Annotated in this window: 18 protein-coding genes; 8 read left to right on the forward strand and 10 right to left on the reverse strand. The window is 59.6% G+C overall.

Annotated elements, in window-relative coordinates:
• Positions 1–28 precede the first annotated feature (28 nt).
• Together IP81_RS09410 and IP81_RS09415 are read left to right on the forward strand one after the other, a co-directional pair.
• The gene (locus tag IP81_RS09410; RefSeq protein ID WP_054107697.1) at positions 29–532 is read left to right on the forward strand and encodes a PaaI family thioesterase; all 504 of its coding nucleotides are present in this window, start codon (positions 29–31) and stop codon (positions 530–532) included.
• Positions 529–951, forward strand: coding sequence for a PaaI family thioesterase (locus IP81_RS09415; RefSeq protein ID WP_054107698.1), 423 nt, complete (start codon positions 529–531; stop codon positions 949–951). Before IP81_RS09410 ends, IP81_RS09415 begins: the two co-directional genes overlap by 4 nt.
• Here the strand turns inward: IP81_RS09415 and IP81_RS09420 are convergent.
• From IP81_RS09420 to IP81_RS09435, 4 genes are read right to left on the reverse strand one after another with little or no spacing between them, the layout of a single operon-like run.
• Positions 948–1,280: a DUF2794 domain-containing protein gene (locus IP81_RS09420; protein WP_082356074.1), complete on the reverse strand. Its 333-nt coding sequence runs from the start codon at positions 1,278–1,280 to the stop codon at positions 948–950. The two genes, IP81_RS09415 and IP81_RS09420, sit on opposite strands and share 4 nt — an antisense overlap.
• 35 nt (positions 1,281–1,315) lie before the next feature.
• Complete coding sequence (gene epsC, locus IP81_RS09425; protein ID WP_054107699.1) at positions 1,316–2,035, reverse strand: serine O-acetyltransferase EpsC; 720 nt, start codon at positions 2,033–2,035, stop codon at positions 1,316–1,318.
• 26 nt (positions 2,036–2,061) lie between these two features.
• Positions 2,062–2,673, reverse strand: a complete 612-nt coding sequence (locus IP81_RS09430) for a DnaA ATPase domain-containing protein (RefSeq protein WP_054107700.1) — start codon at positions 2,671–2,673, stop codon at positions 2,062–2,064.
• Between the two features lie 33 nt (positions 2,674–2,706).
• The gene (locus tag IP81_RS09435) at positions 2,707–3,924 is read right to left on the reverse strand and encodes a heavy-metal-associated domain-containing protein (protein WP_231626325.1); all 1,218 of its coding nucleotides are present in this window, start codon (positions 3,922–3,924) and stop codon (positions 2,707–2,709) included.
• A 163-nt stretch (positions 3,925–4,087) separates the two neighbouring features.
• Between IP81_RS09435 and purM the strand changes: the two genes are divergently transcribed.
• Entirely contained in the window at positions 4,088–5,194 is a 1,107-nt protein-coding gene (gene purM / locus IP81_RS09440; RefSeq protein WP_054107701.1) for a phosphoribosylformylglycinamidine cyclo-ligase, read from the forward strand.
• Positions 5,187–5,777: a phosphoribosylglycinamide formyltransferase gene (purN, locus tag IP81_RS09445; protein WP_054107702.1), complete on the forward strand. Its 591-nt coding sequence runs from the start codon at positions 5,187–5,189 to the stop codon at positions 5,775–5,777. Before purM ends, purN begins: the two co-directional genes overlap by 8 nt.
• Here purN and IP81_RS09450 read toward each other — a convergent pair.
• The 6 genes from IP81_RS09450 to IP81_RS09470 all read right to left on the reverse strand — a co-directional run bounded on the left by IP81_RS09450 (position 5,768) and on the right by IP81_RS09470 (position 11,237).
• Positions 5,768–6,025, reverse strand: coding sequence for a hypothetical protein (locus IP81_RS09450; RefSeq protein ID WP_054107703.1), 258 nt, complete (start codon positions 6,023–6,025; stop codon positions 5,768–5,770). The two genes, purN and IP81_RS09450, sit on opposite strands and share 10 nt — an antisense overlap.
• Positions 6,026–6,125: 100 nt before the next feature.
• Complete coding sequence (locus IP81_RS09455) at positions 6,126–8,453, reverse strand: TonB-dependent receptor (protein ID WP_054107704.1); 2,328 nt, start codon at positions 8,451–8,453, stop codon at positions 6,126–6,128.
• Positions 8,454–8,669: 216 nt separating this feature from the next.
• Positions 8,670–9,092, reverse strand: a complete 423-nt coding sequence (ndk, locus tag IP81_RS09460) for a nucleoside-diphosphate kinase (RefSeq protein ID WP_054107705.1) — start codon at positions 9,090–9,092, stop codon at positions 8,670–8,672.
• 97 nt (positions 9,093–9,189) lie between these two features.
• On the reverse strand, positions 9,190–9,621 hold the full coding sequence (locus IP81_RS09465) for a DNA polymerase III subunit chi (RefSeq protein ID WP_054107706.1): 432 nt from the start codon (positions 9,619–9,621) through the stop codon (positions 9,190–9,192).
• On the reverse strand, positions 9,621–9,764 hold the full coding sequence (locus IP81_RS19625; RefSeq protein WP_082356063.1) for a DUF2256 domain-containing protein: 144 nt from the start codon (positions 9,762–9,764) through the stop codon (positions 9,621–9,623). Before IP81_RS19625 ends, IP81_RS09465 begins: the two co-directional genes overlap by 1 nt.
• Before the next feature lie 15 nt (positions 9,765–9,779).
• Positions 9,780–11,237 (reverse strand): leucyl aminopeptidase, encoded by a 1,458-nt coding sequence (locus IP81_RS09470; protein ID WP_054107707.1) that lies wholly within the window; start codon positions 11,235–11,237, stop codon positions 9,780–9,782.
• Positions 11,238–11,342: 105 nt separating this feature from the next.
• Here IP81_RS09470 and IP81_RS09475 point away from each other — a divergent pair, with 105 nt between their 5' ends.
• The 4 genes from IP81_RS09475 to rsmA all read left to right on the forward strand — a co-directional run bounded on the left by IP81_RS09475 (position 11,343) and on the right by rsmA (position 16,990).
• Positions 11,343–13,658, forward strand: coding sequence for an LPS-assembly protein LptD (locus IP81_RS09475; RefSeq protein WP_054107708.1), 2,316 nt, complete (start codon positions 11,343–11,345; stop codon positions 13,656–13,658).
• A 130-nt stretch (positions 13,659–13,788) separates the two neighbouring features.
• The gene (locus IP81_RS09480; protein ID WP_054107779.1) at positions 13,789–15,129 is read left to right on the forward strand and encodes a peptidylprolyl isomerase; all 1,341 of its coding nucleotides are present in this window, start codon (positions 13,789–13,791) and stop codon (positions 15,127–15,129) included.
• 38 nt (positions 15,130–15,167) lie between these two features.
• Complete coding sequence (gene pdxA, locus IP81_RS09485; RefSeq protein ID WP_054107709.1) at positions 15,168–16,169, forward strand: 4-hydroxythreonine-4-phosphate dehydrogenase PdxA; 1,002 nt, start codon at positions 15,168–15,170, stop codon at positions 16,167–16,169.
• Positions 16,166–16,990 (forward strand): 16S rRNA (adenine(1518)-N(6)/adenine(1519)-N(6))-dimethyltransferase RsmA, encoded by an 825-nt coding sequence (gene rsmA, locus IP81_RS09490; protein ID WP_054107710.1) that lies wholly within the window; start codon positions 16,166–16,168, stop codon positions 16,988–16,990. The genes pdxA and rsmA overlap by 4 nt, the downstream gene beginning before the upstream one ends.
• The last annotated feature ends 18 nt before the right edge of the window (positions 16,991–17,008 follow it).

Below are 17,008 nucleotides of genomic sequence, written 5' to 3' on the forward strand. Positions count from 1 at the left end.
TCATGCACCGGACCGGCACTGCACCGCAATGGCCACTCCATCTGAAAATACCAGCGAACGCTTCACCCTTGCGCCGGGCATGCCGTTTGATCCGTCGCATTTCGATCGCATGGTATCGCTGCAAAGCCATAGCGGCTTTATCGGCATGACATATCGCAAACACGGCCCCAACTGGCTCGAGATGGCCATTCCATGGCGTGAAGATCTGGTGGGCGATATTGAAACCGGCGTTTTGGCAACGGGGCCGATTATCAGCCTGCTCGACAACACCACGTCAATGTCTGTCTGGGCCAAGCGCGGAACATTCCAGCCGCAAGTGACGCTGGATTTGCGCGTCGATTATCTGCGCGCGGCAACGCCGGGCAAAGACCTGATCGCTTGGGCCGAATGTTACCAGATCAAGCGTTCCATGGCGTTTGTGCGGGGTATCGCGCATGATGGTGACATCAACGACCCTGTGGCCAACGTGGCGGGAATATTCATTCAGGTGGAACCAGAAACATCGGCGCGCGCGCAAGAGGCTTCGACATGAGCGATGCACTGCACACGCGCCTGAGCAGCCTGCTCCCGCCCTATGCGGTGACCATGGGAATGCGGATCGATCAGATCATTGATGGCGTACCGATCCTGACGATGGATTTCTCCGACCGCACGGTGGGTCGCCCCGGCTTTATCCATGGCGGCGCAATTGGCGGCTTGCTCGAAATCGCCTCGATCATCGCCCTGCGTGCCGATTTGGGGGATGAAGGTAAGGCCACGCGGATCAAGCCGGTCAACGTATCGATCGAGTATTTGCGCGGCGGCGTGATGGTGCAAACCTTTGCCATCGGCCAGGTGATCCGCGCTGGACGCCGCATCGCAAATGTCCGTGCCGAAGCCTGGCAGACCGACCGCGACAAACCCTTGGCCAGCAGCTGGATGAACTTTCTGCTCAAGCCGAAAGTCGCTTAATCCTCCACCACCTTCATCAGCCGCCGTTCCAGAGGGGATAGCACCCCTGCGAGATCGTGCCCGCGCTTGAGCACTTGGCCAGCCTCACCGTACAGTGCCCACATACCTTGTTTACCGCGCAAGGACGGACGCTTTTCGATACGCGCGGTAGGGCGTTCAGCGGTGCGTTTGAAGGCGGCGAAGCTGGCGGCGTCCTTGCCGAAGTCCATCGCATAATCGCGCCAGAACCCGGCGGCGACCCTGCGGCCGTAGAGATCAAGGATGCGCATCAGTTCGGGGCGGTCAAACGCTACCTGTGATGGCAGGCGCGCATGGGGGAACGGCAGGATCGTGCCCGGCGTGCCCGGATCAGAGCTGCTCACGCTCAGCTGCGCGTCCTCCGGCTGGATGGCGGTGGTGCGGGCGTTGGGTCATCCTCAGCCGTATGTTTGGCGATCAGTGCAGCGACCTGTGCCTTAAGCGTTGCCACTTCGGCTTCGAGATCATCTACGCGGTTGCCACCTTGCGGCTCGCATGGCTCTTTGCAGGGCGTGCCATAGGGGATGAATTCCTTGAGCCACGTTTCTGCCGGAACCAGCGTCGAGCGCGCTTTCAGTCCGATCATCGTGGCGCCTTCGGGCACGTCATCGGTGACCACAGCGTTTGCACCAACGCGCGCACGCGGGCCGACGGTGATAGGGCCAAGAATCTGTGCGCCTGAACCGATGATGGCGTTATCACATAAGGTGGGATGACGTTTACCGGGAACGCCATTGGCCGGATTGGTGCCACCCAGTGTAACGCACTGATAAATAGTAACATTATCGCCTATTTCCGCCGTTTCACCGATCACGGTAAAGCCGTGGTCGATAAACAGGTGTTTGCCGATTTTGGCACCGGGATGAATATCGATGGCGGTGGCGAAGCGTGAAAAGTGGTTGACGGCGCGGGCAAGGAAAAAGAGCTTCGCTTCAAACAACCAATGCGCAATGCGGTGCAACCCCACAGCCAAAAGCCCGGGATAGAGCAGGATTTCCCAACGCGAACGCGGTGCGGGATCGCGTGAGCGGATCGAATCCAGATATGCGATAAGGCCGTTAAACATGCCCCAGTTCTCTCTCTTTCAACCGCTTAAAGCAAGCGCGGTTGGAATTCCCCGGAACGCTCGGCCAAAGCGTCGCGCACAAGGGATATGGTGACGGGTGCTTTACGCTCAAGAGACAGCCGGTCAATTGTTTCAATAAGTGACTCGATTCCGGCGTGGCTGCGCTCAAGCCGTGGCAGCAGATATGCCAAGACCTGATCGTTCAAATTCAGCCCGCGCCGTGTAGCATGTTCGGCAATCAGGCCCGCAGCCAGATCATCATCGGGCGCGCCGATTTCGATCAGAAGCGCCGCGCCCAGCCGCGATGCCAGATCAGGAAGCGCAATCTCCCAAGCTCCCGGCGCGCGATTGCTCACCAGCAGCAGCGGGCGGTCATCAGCCTGTGCGCGGTTCCAGCGGTGGAACAGATCATGCTCGGGGCAAGTATCCGCATCGTCAATCGCCTCGCCCGCGCCGCTTTCGGCAAACCAGCGCGCGAGCAGACTTTTGCCCGAACGCGCAGGGCCTGCCAGAATTGCCGTGCGAAACGGCCAGCGTTCCGCCGTTTGCAGCGCCTCGATCACGGGCACAAGCGATGGGCCGAGCACAACAGTCTCGGCACCGCGCGCGGTAACCAACGGAAGGGCAATCTGCGACATCTGGGCAGTTATATGCTTGAAATCAGAAATTGGTTACTTGCGGATCGAAAGCGCATCGGCACCCGCGCTCACCCGCCACCCCTGCGCCTTGAGCGCTGCTGCCAAGGCGTCAATCTCGCCCGCATAGGTCACACGCATGACAGAGGTTCCTCCGATTGCAGTGGATGTCGTGATCGCACTTTTCACGCCGGACAGGCCCCGCAAAGCGCCAATCCCGGCATCAAACGCCGCACCATCAGGCGTGGCAAACTGGACAATGATGGTCGATGTCACCACAGCCGCAGTCGTGGCCGCAACAGTTGGGCCAGCGTCAGGGCCTGCCTGCGTGCCTGAATCCGAGCGCGCGGGGCCTTCAGCGGCAATCAACTGGTCGATCAATGCCGGATCAACCTGCGGCGCGATATTCAACGTAGGATCAGGACGCAATAGCCCGTTTGCCAAAGCATCGCTGAACATCCGGTCCATCTTGCCGATCGCCTGTTCGAGCATCTTGGGCACTTCGGCCTCGTTGCGCGCGGTCAGCGTAAAGCTGCCAAGGAACAGGTTATCCGGGCCAAGCCTCGCGGTGAACGTGCCCCGCACCGGGCCTCCGGGATATTCCCGCTCCAGCCGCGCCAAGGGCATGACCACATCAGCCGCGCCAAATTCATCGAGAATCACCCGCCACCAGTTGCGACTGCGGCGATCAAGCTGCCCGGCAGTCAGCAGCAGCGAATCAGAGCCAGAACCTGCGGGGCGCACGTAATCAATGGCGCTGTTGCCGGTGCGGTATTCCGCCCATGCCTTTTGCCACGGATTGCGCGTTTCAAAGACTGTTGCCACGCCACCCTGATAGAGCACCGGAATGACCAGCATCGGCGCCGAGCGTGCACGGGCGCCGGTCATCCCCAAGCGCTCGCTGGCGCGCGTGCGGTCAAAAATCACGCCAAGTCGCGCGATATAGCGGCGTGGGCCGATCTGCTCTTGTTCAACCACAATCGCCGAGATCATGGATTCAAGCGTCGAATCATCAATGCCGGGGGCCGCGCCCCCACTGCCGTTGGATTCCCACAGCTTAACCCAGCCTTTGCGTGCTGCTTCGCGCCAGCCTTTGGTGCGCGCATCTTCAGCATTATCGCCGCTGACGTTCACTTCCAGCCCGCGAATCTCGAAATCGCCATTGCTGGCAATCGGCGGAATCCCGCGATCACCTTCGATCTGCGCAAGCAAAGCTACTCCGCCCAGCCCTGTAAGCAGGGCCAGACCAAGCATCAAAGCTTTACGATTCCAAGCGTTTACGAAAGGCAGGCGCAATGCGACCAAGGGAACTCCAGAACCAGAATGACCGCGATCTTGGGGACAAGGCGGCTTGTCCGAGCGCTTTTGCCCAAAGGCAAGTGGAAATCCAAGCAGGAAAGCGCTAGGCGCGCGTACCATGAGCGATCAAGACAAAAAGCCCGAAAGCTACAGCTACGCCCAAGCCGGCGTGAACATTGCCGCTGGCAACGCATTGGTGAAAGCCATCGGCCCCCTTGCGAAGTCCACCGCGCGCCCAGGCGCAGATGCGGAACTCGGCGGTTTCGGCGGGTTCTTCGACCTGAAGGCGGCAGGATATAAAGACCCGTTGCTGGTGGCGGGCAACGATGGCGTTGGCACCAAAGTGAAGCTGGCGATTGATCATGACCGGCATGACCAGATCGGCATCGATCTGGTGGCCATGTGCGTCAACGACCTCATCGTCCAAGGCGCTGAACCGCTGTTCTTCCTCGATTATTTTGCAACGGGACGCCTTGATAATGGCGTAGCGGAGCGCGTTGTTGCGGGCATTGCCGAAGGCTGCAAGATGGCCGGATGTGCGCTGATCGGGGGCGAAACGGCTGAAATGCCGGGCATGTATGCCGATGGCGATTATGACCTTGCGGGCTTCTGCGTCGGCGCAGTTGAACGTGGCGAGCAATTGACCGGCGACCGTGTGGCTGCTGGCGACGTGTTGCTCGGCCTTGCCTCATCAGGCGTCCATTCCAACGGTTATTCGCTGGTGCGCCGTCTGGCCGCTGACAAAGGCTGGAAACTGGACCGCCCCGCCCTGTTCGATAACGAACGCCTGTTGATCGACTATCTGATCGAGCCGACTCGCATTTATGTGAAGACGTTGCTGCCGTTCATCCGCTCTGGCCGGATCAATGCGCTGGCCCACATCACCGGCGGCGGCTTGCTCGAAAACGTGCCGCGTGTGCTGCCCCGTGGCCTACACGCCAGCATCAACGCCGATAGCTGGGAACAGAGCCGCCTGATGGCGTTCCTTCAAGCGCAAGGGCATATCGAGCCCGAGGAAATGGCGCGCACGTTCAACTGCGGCATCGGCATGGTGCTGGCGGTTTCGCCCGACACAGCAGATGCCTTGGCGGCAGACCTTGCCGCAGCAGGCGAAGAAGTCTTCCGCATTGGCGAGATCGTTGCAGGCGAAAAGGGCTGCACGGTTACCGGCAGCACGGAAACGTGGTCAGCCCGCGCGCCTTGGGAAGCTGTTCATCTTGGCTGAACGCACGCCTGTCGCCGTATTCGTATCAGGCAGCGGAACCAATATGGCCGCGCTGCTCTATGCCAGCCGTGCGGCCGATTGCCCTTACGAGATCGTGCTTGTTCTTTCCAACAATCCCGATGCGTCCGGTTTGAAACTGGCGCAGGCCGAGGGCGTCGCCACGTTCTGTCTGCCGCACAAGGGCATACCGCGCACCGAGCACGATGCGCTAATGGAGGCTCAAGTGCTGCAATCGGGCGCGCGGGTGATTGCGCTGGCCGGTTATATGCGCATCCTCAGCCCCGAATTTGTGAGCAGGTGGGAAGGCCGGATGCTGAACATCCACCCTTCGCTCCTGCCCAAATACAAGGGCCTGCACACCCATGATCGCGCGATTGAAGCAGGTGATCCGCATGGCGGCTGCACCGTCCACCTTGTTACGGCCGAACTCGATGATGGCCCGGTGCTTGGGCAAACGCCGGTTGCGATCATTCCGGGCGATACGGGCGACACGCTGGCCGCCCGTGTGCTGATTGCCGAACACCAGCTTTATTCGCGCGTGCTGGCTGCGCATGTGATCAGGCTGCAAACCGCTTATATCTGATCGGCGCTAACCTCAGGGCGGGTTTCGCGCGTGCCGCGATAGCGCAAATCAGGATTGCTGGAATCGGGCAAAAGCACGACAAAATCGTCGTGAACCTCAACCAGTTCCCCAACGAACGGCATGTCTTGGAATGTAGGGTTGCCGACCACGCGATAGCTGACCACATCACCAACCTTGAACGTGGCCGCATCAAAATTGAACGCGAAGGGGCAATCTTCGCCACCAGCGCCAGCACCCATACCTTGCATGATCGAATCTCCCTTGGGCCGACCCCATAACAAAAAGGGCCGCCGGATCAAACCGGCGGCCCTTGAGATTCCCTTCCCCGCGACGCAAGGGCGGAGTAGATTAGAATTCGTAGCCGAGCGTTAGGCCATAGGTGCGTGGCGGCATCAGCGTGCCACCGATTGCGCGGCTGGTCGAAATCGCGAAGCTGCCGGCGTAGACCAGCTCGTTGGTGATATTGCGCATCCAGAAGTTGGCCGAGAAACGGTCACCGGGATGGCGGTACATCACGTTAGCATCAAGCTGGATATAGCCATCCTGCGCCATGCGATCATCGTTGAATTCGGTGTGGAACTGCTTGCTGCGATAGGCAACGTTGGTGCCCAAACGTACCGTTCCGCCATTGCTGACGTCGATATCGTAGGTCGGGGCGACATTGATGCTCCACTTGGGGCTCATGCGCGTGGCATTGCCTGACAAGTCCTTGACCAAAAGCGCTTCATTTGCGCCCGGCGCAAACAATCGCGGATCAAGCGGATCGGATGCTGTAAAGCTGGTGAATTCCGAATGGAGATAGTTCACCGAAGCAGACAGCGTGAATGCACCTGCGCGATACAGCAGATCGAATTCAGCGCCGTAGGCTTCAGAGACAGCAGCGTTGGTCAAAGTGCTGGTGAAAAACGGCGGTGCCGGGATCGGGCGGGTCAGCGAAAACTGGCCATCCTTCAAACGCTGGAAGAACACGGCAAGGTTAGCGCTGAGGCCACCGGCAGCATACTTTGCGCCCACTTCGAACGCCTCAACCTTTTCAGGATTGACGAATGGTAGTGGCTGAGTTGGCGACAGGCGGCGGGTTGAGCCGATTTCAGCTGTGCCGCTCTTGAAGCCGCGCGACCAGTTACCGTACACCATCAGATCATCGTTGGGACGGAATTCAAGGCCAAGCGATGGCGAGAAATCGTCCCAGCTCTTGGTGGCATCCCACTGCAGCGGATCAAGCACCAGCCGGTTCAGAGCAGGGGCGCCAAGGCCCGTCTGGTTGCGCAGACGGCGTTCTTCCCAGCTGTAGCGCGCGCCACCCTTGACCGAGAGCTTGTCGGACAAGTCGTAGGTCATGTTTGCGAATGCCGCATAGGCCTTGATATCAAGCTGGCCATCGAACTGGATGCGGAACGGATCGGTGTTAGTCAGCACATCAAGGCCGATGTGGTTCTCGGTCCGCACGTTTTCGTCGAGATAGAACAGGCCGAACACGCCGTGGAACTTGTCGGTATCGACGTTCGCTTGCAGTTCCTGGCTGAACTGGTGCTGGAACACAGGCTGCCAGTGATTAGCGCTGCTCTGCAACGCGTTGGTCTGTGCCAGAGCATAACCAAGATACGACGACATATCGAAATCGTGGAAGAAGATGGCGTCAAATGCACGGTAGCTGGTCAGCGATTTGAACGTCAGCGAATCGCTGGCGTCCACGGTGATCGCCGCAGTCAACGCCCACTGCTCACGGTCATTGATTGGGTCAAAGTTCGTGTTGATGTTTCGTGGATTGGTCGAGAAGCTCGCCTGGCTGCCATCGGCGTTCCGGCGCTGGCCGAGCGCGCTCAACCCGTCATTTTGCGCAACCGCATCGTTCAGAACGCCGGGGAACGAAACTTCGCGAAACTTGATCGCCAACGAACGGTCGTCTTCGCTGTGGTATTCACCGGTCAGCAGAATATTCACCGAATCCGAAGGCAGAAATTCTAGATGCGCACGGCCCGACCACTGGTTCAGGTTGTCGATCTCGTTGCCGGTGAATTCGTTGACGCCAAAACCGTCACGCTTGATGCGCTGCACTGCAAGACGGCCACGAACGCCCTCGGCAATGGGACCACCAATGGCGGCATCAGTCTGGATCAGCAGGGCATCGCCGCCAAACGACTGGCGGATATAACCGTCCAGCGTATCGGTTGGCTTGGCCGTGATCAGGTTGACTGCGCCACCCGTGGCATTACGGCCATAAAGCGTGCCCTGGGGGCCGCGCAGCACTTCAACGCGCTGGAGATCGAACATCGATCCAAGCTGTGCTTGTGCGAGCGAAACCACGACGCCATCAACGTGAAGCGCAACCGAAGGATCAACCCCTGCCAACGAGCTCGACAAGCCAATCCCGCGAATGAACAGCTTGGCGAAGTTGAAATCGTTGCCGAAGCTTATCGAGGGCACCAGGGCTTGCAGGCCTTCAAGCGTTACGGTGTTATTGGCTGCAAGCTGTTCAGTGCCGACAGCGGACACAGAAAGCGAAACGTCTGACAGCGACTGCGCGCGTTTTTGCGCGGTCACAATGATTTCGTTGCCGTTATCGGCGGTTTCAGTCGCCTCTTGGGCGAAGGCGGGATGAGCTATGGCAAAGGCTGCCGCTGCGATGATGCTGGCACGCGAAAAAAGGCGCGCAGATGCACGGTTGGTGCTCACAGGTATCCTCTCTGATTAGACCCGAAGTGGGGGCCGCACGTTCTCGTAATGGAACAGCTGGGTCATGGCATTGACAGGCCGTCCATACAAATTCGGTTCTAGCCTATAACAATTATTTTAATATAGCGTTGCAAACAAGCAACATTCATTCACACAAGAAAAAAGGGCCGGAGCATCGCTGCTCCAGCCCTTTTGCACGTTAGATCGACGAAACGATCAGCCGACAATCTCTTCTGGCTTGAAGAAATACGCGATTTCGATCGCAGCGTTTTCATCCGAGTCCGAACCGTGAACGGTATTGGCTTCGATGGATTCGGCCAGTTCCTTGCGGATCGTGCCGGGTTCGGCATTGGCAGGGTTCGTGGCGCCCATGATGTCGCGGTTGCGCTGCATCGCGTTCTCGCCTTCCAGCACCTGCACAACCACCGGGCCGGAGATCATGAATTCAACCAGATCGTTGAAGAAAGGACGCTCGCTGTGAACGGCATAGAAGCCTTCTGCCTGTGCGCGGCTCATGTGGATGCGCTTGGAAGCAACGACGCGCAGGCCCGCTTCTTCCAGCATCTTGACGACTGCGCCGGTCAGGTTGCGACGCGTTGCGTCAGGCTTGATGATCGAGAAAGTGCGGGTAACCGCCATGGGATGTTCCTTGCGATGTGTGGAATTTCGTTGGCCGCGCCCCTAGCGGTCTTTGTGCTGCGGTGCAAGATGCGGCGTTTGAAACGAGACAGCAGCCTCAAGGCCCCTCGACCCACTTGCCGCCGTCCTGCCGCCAATATCGGCGCTCCACGCCCTCGCGCTGCCCTAGCATACGCCAGCAACCTCTTGCGTCATCAATGCGATCGGGCGGAAAGAGGAGGAATACGCGCGCAAAATCGCCATCGCGCCATACGCCATCGGCCAACGCCATGAACTTTGCACCGTTGGCGGGCGCAACTTCCGACGAAAGCAGGATCGGCTGGCGATCGGCATGGGGATCAGCCGCATGGCCATTGGCGAGAAACGTATCAGGCAGGCGCGTCCACAATGCCTCGCTGGTGCGCTTCAGTTGCGCGGCGTCGTCTGAAACCACCAGTAACCGCTCACCCGCTTTCAGCGTATTGCGCGCAATCTGCGGCAACACCTGTTCGGCAGAGTCCTTGGTCAATTGGTAGAAATCGACGCGCATCAGGCCATTTTCCCTTTTCCGCTGCGGCACCGGTCAGAACAAAACTTCACATTGTCCCAATCGCGCTCCCACTTTTTGCGCCAAGCAAACGGCAAGCCACAACCGGCGCAAATCTTCGTCGGCAGATCGGATTTGCGCCGCATTTTGGGCACGGGCGATCAGGCCTCCAACACGTCGCGGACGTATTGATCGAGCAAGCGCACGCCATACCCGGTCGCGCCCTTGTCCCACGTCTGCCCGGGCTTATCCGCCCAGACCATACCGGCGATGTCCAGATGCGCCCACGCCACGCCCTTATCGACAAAGCGCTGGATGAACTGCGCCGCTGTGATCGATCCGCCATAGCGCGGGCCGACGTTCTTCATATCGGCAATGGGGCTGTCGATCAGCTTGTCGTAGGCAGGGCCAATCGGGAAGCGCCACAGCTTGTCACCGCACGTCTTGCCCGCAGCATCAAGGCTGGCCGCCAATGCATCATCATTGGCAAACATGCCGCCATACTCGCTACCGAGTGAAACGATGATCGCGCCGGTCAGCGTGGCAAGATCGATGATCGTTGCGGGCGCATATTCCTTTTGCACCCAGGTGAGCGCATCGCAAAGTACCAGACGACCTTCAGCGTCAGTATTGATAACCTCGATCGTCTGGCCCGACATTGATGTGACCACGTCTCCGGGGCGCTGCGCATTGCCATCGGGCATGTTTTCCACCAGCCCGCAGACGCCGATGATGTCGGCCTTGGCCTTGCGCCGCGCGAGGGTGAGCATCGTGCCCGCCACGGCACCCGCACCGCCCATGTCCCACTTCATGTCTTCCATGCCGGCCGCAGGCTTGATCGAGATGCCCCCGGTATCGAAGGTCACGCCCTTGCCGACAAATGCAGTGGGCTTGTCGACGTCTGCACCCTTCCAGCGCATCGCCAGAAGCTTGGGTTCGCGCACCGAGCCTTGTGCCACGCCTAGCAAAGCGCCCATGCCGAGCGCGGTCATTTCGGCAAGGCCCAGCACCAGAATTTCAACGCCCATGCCTTCAAGCCGCGCCTTAACGCGTTCAACGAAGCTTTCGGGATAAATGATATTGGCGGGTTCGGCGACGAGTTCACGCGTGAATTCAACGCCTTCTGCAACCGCGCTTTCGATCTCCCAGGCAGCAGCCGTGCCTTCGGGTGCGCTAACAGCGATCACTTCGGTAAGCGATACCTTCTGCTCATCGGTCAACTTCGTGCGATAGACATCATGCCGCCAACTGCGCAGCCGCGCGCCAAGCAGCAAAGCAGCCGCTTCGGTGCCCGAAAGGCCAGATCCGGCAAAATCAATCGCCAGCGAAGTTTCTCCCGAAGTCAGGTACTTTGCGGTCAAAGCCGCGCCTGCTTTTTCCAGCGCTGACAGCTTGTCGGCCCCACTCGCCTTGCCGATTCCGGTCAGTGCCAGCCGCACCATACCGGCATCGCCACTGACAAAAGCTTCGAACACTTGGCCCGTTTTGCCGGAAAACCGCGCCGCGCCTGCACCTTCGCGCAATACCGCATCAAGATCAGCAGGCAGCGCATCTTTTGCAACCAACCGTGCCACGAGGCGGGGCAATGTGGCATCGCTGGTACGGAAAACGACGTTCATCAAGGGCACTCCTGTCGAAAAAGACGACACACTTTGACGCAAACCTTGGCCAAAGCGGCATTTGTGTAATTGCAGTTAAGGTGCACTGGTGCGATAGGCAAGCGCATGCAACCCGCCCGGCGGCAGCAGCCGCAAGCCTTTGATCGACGCTTGCGTTCTGCGCACGCAACGCGAATAGCCCTTTGGCCCGCGCCCGCGCTCGTGTTTGCGGCGCTATTGGCCTCACCGGCATCCGCGCAAGAGAGCCCTGCCCCTAGTGCCACAGTGCCAGTCAAGGCGGCCTCACCCGCAAGCGAATCAGCAACGCAAGACCTGATCCGGTTCGAAGCTGATAAAGTACGCTACGATAGCGAACAGGAACTGGTCACAGCAAACGGCGGTGTGGTTCTGCGCCATGTCGATCAGACGGTGCGTGCTGATAACGTGGTTTGGGATCGCAAGACCGGTCAGATTATGGCCACCGGCAACATCCGCTTCGTCGATGTGGATGGCAACATCGTCTATACCGACAAGGTCGAATTGACCGACACGTTCAAAGCAGGCGCGATTGAAGATTTGCTGATCGTGCTTCGCGCAGGTGGCAGGTTGGCGGCAGAAAGTGGCGCGCGCGATGCCGAAGGCAACATAACGCTCGATCAAGTGGCCTATTCGGGCTGTTCGGTCGAAGATGGCAAAGGCTGCGCCAAAAAGCCCAGTTGGGAAGTCACCGCCGCCCGCGTATTTTTCGATGCCAAGGAAAAGCGCGTCAAATACTTTGGCGCAACGCTGCGCATGTTCGGCATCCCGATCCTGCCGCTGCCGGGGCTTGGTCACACATCAGATTTCCGCGCGGAAAGCGGCTTGCTGATCCCCGATTTTCGGCTGGGCGCAGCCAACGGAGCAGAAATCAGCGAGACATGGTACTGGCGTATCGCCGACAATCGCGATCTGGCCGTAACAGGCACGTTCTACACCGGCTCGCTGCCGATGTTGACCGCCAAGTATCGTCACCTGACCAATCTGGGCGCGTTCCAAATCACCGGGTATGCCACGCGAAGCGGGCTGATCCCGCTTGGCGCACCGATCAACACCACGCCCACCGGCCAGCAATCATGGCGCGGTTATATCGAGGCGAACGGCAAGCTCCAGTTCTCGCCCGAATGGAGCCTAACCGGTTATGGCCGCCTTGCGTCTGACCGCACGTTCCTGCGCCGTTATGACATCAGCCGCGATGACCGTTTGCGCTCTTCGCTGAATATAGAGCGGATCGATAAAGACAGCTATTTCAGCATCGCAGGCTGGGCCACCCAAACCGTGCGCGTCAACGATCCGCAAGGATTAGTACCGCTGGCCCTGCCCGCGATCGATTACCGCCGCCGCCTGACCATCGAGGGCTTACCTGGCAAGTTCGAATTGCAGGCCAACAGTCTCGCCATCGTGCGAACTGCGGGACAAGACAGCCAGCGTGCCTTCGCCCGCGCACAATGGGATTTTCGCACGATCACCGGTTTGGGTCAGGAAGTAACGCTGACCGGCCTTGTGCGCGGCGATGTCTATCACAGTTCCGACAACGAATTCACCGCTACACCAACCTATCGCGGGCTACCCGGCTGGCAAACGCGCGGCATCGCCACTGCGGCGTTGGATGTGAAGTGGCCGTTCGTCGGCGGCCTGTTTGGCGGCGCGCAAGTGCTGACCCCGCGTTTTCAGGTGGTAGCCACCCCCGGCGTGCGCAACTTCGAAATTCCGAACGAAGATTCACGCTCGGTCGATCTGGAAGACACGAACCTTTTCGCGCTCAACCGCTTTCCGGGGAACGACCGGATCGAAGACGGCGTGCGCTTTACCTATGGCTTTGACTGGAGCTTCCAGCGTCCCGGCCTGCGCGTGACGACCACGCTGGGCCAAAGCTATCGCTTGTCCAACCAGAACTCGCTCCTGCCCGAAGGTACCGGCCTCAGCCGCCGAACATCCGATTTTGTGGGCCGCACCACCGTGCGCTTTGGGGATATCGTCAAACTGACGCATCGTTACCGGCTGGATAAGGACAGCTTTGCCCTTCGGCGCAATGAAGCTGACGTCACGCTGGGCAATCATCGCCGCTATCTGGAAGCGGGCTACCTCAAGCTGAACCGCAACATCGCCAGCAGCTTTGAAGATTTGCAAGACCGTGAAGAACTGCGCTTTGCCGCCCGCACGCCAATAACGCGCACATTTTCGGTGTTTGGATCAACCATCGTCAACCTGACGAACCGTGATGAGGACCCGACCGGATCTTCTGATGGATACCAGATGTTGCGCCACCGGTTGGGCGTGGCTTGGACCGATGATTGCCTCGATTTGTCATTCACATGGCGGCGCGATTATGTGAACATTGGCGATGCTGTGCGCGGCAACTCGTTCCAGATTTCACTTTCCCTCAAGAACCTCGGGGTGAAATAGCGCGCCATCTTGCCCTTTTGCGCCCAATGCGCCACTCATCTTGGGTTAAGCCGCGTGCGGTCACAAACCCGAGAGTATCAGAAGGCCGCCGTTGAAGCGCCAGTTCGACAGGACGATTACCCTGATTATGATGTCCAAACTGAAGATCACCCGCACGATTGGCACCGCCGCTCTCGCCTTTGGCATAGCGGCTGTGGCTATCACCCCGGTATTGGCGCAAGGCGCGAATTCGCCGCTGAACATCCCTGCCAACCCGGTGATGTTCGGCAAAAATGATCCTAACGTCCGCCGCGCGACCGCCATCATCAATGGCGAAATCGTCACCGGCACCGATGTTGAACACCGCTTGGCCCTGATCGTTTCGGCCAATGGTAACAAAGTCGATGGCGAAGAACTTGACCGTTTGCGCATGCAGGTTTTGCGCAACCTGATCGATGAAACCTTGCAAATTCAAGAGGCGAAGGCCGCTGATGCGCCGGTCGATGATGCGCAGGTTGACGCGACTTATGACCGCGTTGCGTCCCAGAACTTTGGTCAATCGCCTGAAGCGATGGAAAAGTACCTCACCCGCGTTGGCTCATCTTCTGCCTCGCTGAAGCGCCAGATCCGGGGCGAATTGGCATGGCAGAACCTGCTCCGCCGCAACGTCCAGCCATTCGTCAATGTGGCGGAAGGCGAAGTGACTGAAATGATGCAGCGTTTGCAGGCTTCAAAGGGCACCGAGGAATACCGCATCGGCGAAATCTTCCTTGCCGCCAGCGACGTTAACAAAGCACAAGTCTTTGCCAACGCTGAAAAGATTGTCGAACAGCTGAAAGAAGGCGGCAGCTTTGTGGCTTATGCACGCCAGTATTCCGAAGCTTCAACCGCTGCGGTTGGCGGCGATCTTGGCTGGATCCGTTTGGCCCAACTTCCCCCTGAACTGGGCGCAACGGCCATTGGCATGGCCCCCGGGCAATTGGCAGGTCCGGTTGAAATCCGCGGCGGTTTTTCAATCCTCTATCTGATTGATAAGCGTCAGGTGCTTACGGCCGATCCACGCGATGCGCTGCTCAGCCTCAAGCAGATCTCGATCGAATTCCCCAAGGGCCTCAGCAGCGACGCCGCGGGCAAAAAGGCTGCTGAATTTGCCGCCATGGTCAAGACGATCAAGGGCTGCGGCGATGCCGAAACGCAGGCTACCAAGATCGGCGCATCGGTTGTTGCCAACGATCAGATCAAGGCTCGCGATCTGCCGGGCGCGCTGCAAGATACCCTGCTCGCCCTGCCACTCGGCCAGACTACGCCTCCATTCGGCTCCATCGAAGAGGGTGTACGCGTGTTGATGCTGTGCGGCCGCGATGATCCGCAAGTCGCCAGCGGCCCAAGCTTTGACGAACTGATGTCGCAAATCGAGGATGACCGCGTGAACAAGCGTGCACAAACCTATTTGCGCGATCTTCGTCGCGATGCGGTGATTGAATACAACTGATTGTCGCCAAGCGGCACCCAAGCGTTTAGGGGAGGCGCATGACGCTTCCCCTTGCGCTCTCCATCGGTGATCCCGCAGGCATCGGCCCAGAGCTGGCCGCAGCCGCTTGGTGTCTGCGCGCAGCAGAGAGTTTGCCGCACTTTTTCGTAGTCGGGTCAGCCCGTTTGGTCGAAGCCGCTGCGCGCCGCCGTGGGTTGAATATACCGATCTGTGCGGTCAAATCGCCCGATGAAGTGGCCGGGTGTTTCGCCGATGCCCTTCCGGTGCTGGATATCGGCGATCTGGATTACACCCCCGGTGAGCCGTGTGACGCGGGCGCGACGCTGGCGCTGGATGCTTTATCATCGGCCACCGGCCTTGTCCGTTCGGGCGCGGCATCGGCGCTCATCACCGGCCCCATCGCCAAAAGCCGCTTGGCACGCATCGGCTTTGATTACCCCGGCCAAACCGAATATGTTGCGCAAGCCTGTGGCATATCGCCCGAAAACGCGGTGATGATGCTGGCAGGGCCAAGCTTGCGGGTCGTGCCGATTACCGTTCACGTGGCGCTGCGCGCTGTACCCGATTTGCTGAGCACCGAACTGATCCGCAACCGCGCTGCGATCACCGCCGCCGCGCTTACCCGCGATTACGGCATCGCCAACCCGCGCCTTGCTGTGGCAGGCCTAAATCCTCATGCGGGCGAAGATGGCCGGATGGGCCGCGAAGACGCCGATATTGTCGCGCCTGCTGTTGCGCTGCTGCGCGAAGCTGGCATCAACGCCTTCGGCCCGCTTCCGCCTGACACGATGTTTCATGCAGAGGCCCGCAAAACTTATGACGTGGCAATCTGCATGTATCACGATCAGGCGCTGATCCCGATGAAAGCCTTGGATTTCGATGAAGGCGTCAACGTCACGCTGGGCCTGCCGATCATCCGCACTTCGCCCGATCACGGCACCGCATTTGCGATCGCCGGAACGGGCACCGCGCGCGTGGGGCCGACGGTCGCCGCGCTGCGCATGGCAGGCGAATGCGCGCTGCGGAGAGCAGGACTATGACCGATAACCTCCCGCCCTTACGCGACATCGTAAACCGCCACGGGTTGATCGCCACCAAGGCGCTCGGCCAGAATTTCCTGTTTGACGAGCAATTGCTCAGCCGTATTGCCACGGTTCCGGGCAAGCTGAAGGGCGAGAACGTCCTTGAAGTCGGCCCCGGCCCCGGTGGCCTGACACGCGCCTTGCTGCGCGCGGGCGCAAACGTAACAGCGATTGAAATGGATAAGCGCTGCATGCCCGCGCTCGCCGAATTGTCCGAAGCCTTTCCCGATCAATTGACCGTTATTCAGGGCGATGCCACCAAGATCGCGCCGGAAACGCTGTTTAACGGGCCGTGGCATGTAGCGGCGAACCTGCCCTACAATGTCGGTACGATGCTGTTCACTGGCTGGCTTTCGGGCCAATCGTGGCCGCCGCAGTGGAAATCGCTGACTCTGATGTTCCAGCAGGAAGTGGCCGAACGCATCATCGCCGCCCCCGGATCAGATGCTTATGGTCGCTTGGCCGTGCTGGCGCAGTGGCGCTCTGTCCCGCGGATCGCGATGAAAGTGCACCGCAGCGCCTTCACCCCGCCGCCCAAAGTTATGTCCGCCATCATCCATGTAGAGCCGGCCGCAATGCCTGAAGGCGTTTCGGCCCGCATGCTCGAACGCGTGACCGAAGCAGCCTTCGGCCAACGCCGCAAAATGCTGCGTCAATCGCTGAAGGGCCTGCCGGGTGCGATTGATGCGCTGGAAGTGCTGGGCATTGATAGCCAGCGCCGCGCGGAAACTTTGGACGTGGCAGAGTTCGTCAGCATCGCGCGGGTGCTGACAAAGTAACGTCCCCAGCCCCCGATT

This window comes from Novosphingobium sp. AAP83, assembly GCF_001295795.1.
Taxonomy (GTDB): domain Bacteria; phylum Pseudomonadota; class Alphaproteobacteria; order Sphingomonadales; family Sphingomonadaceae; genus Novosphingobium.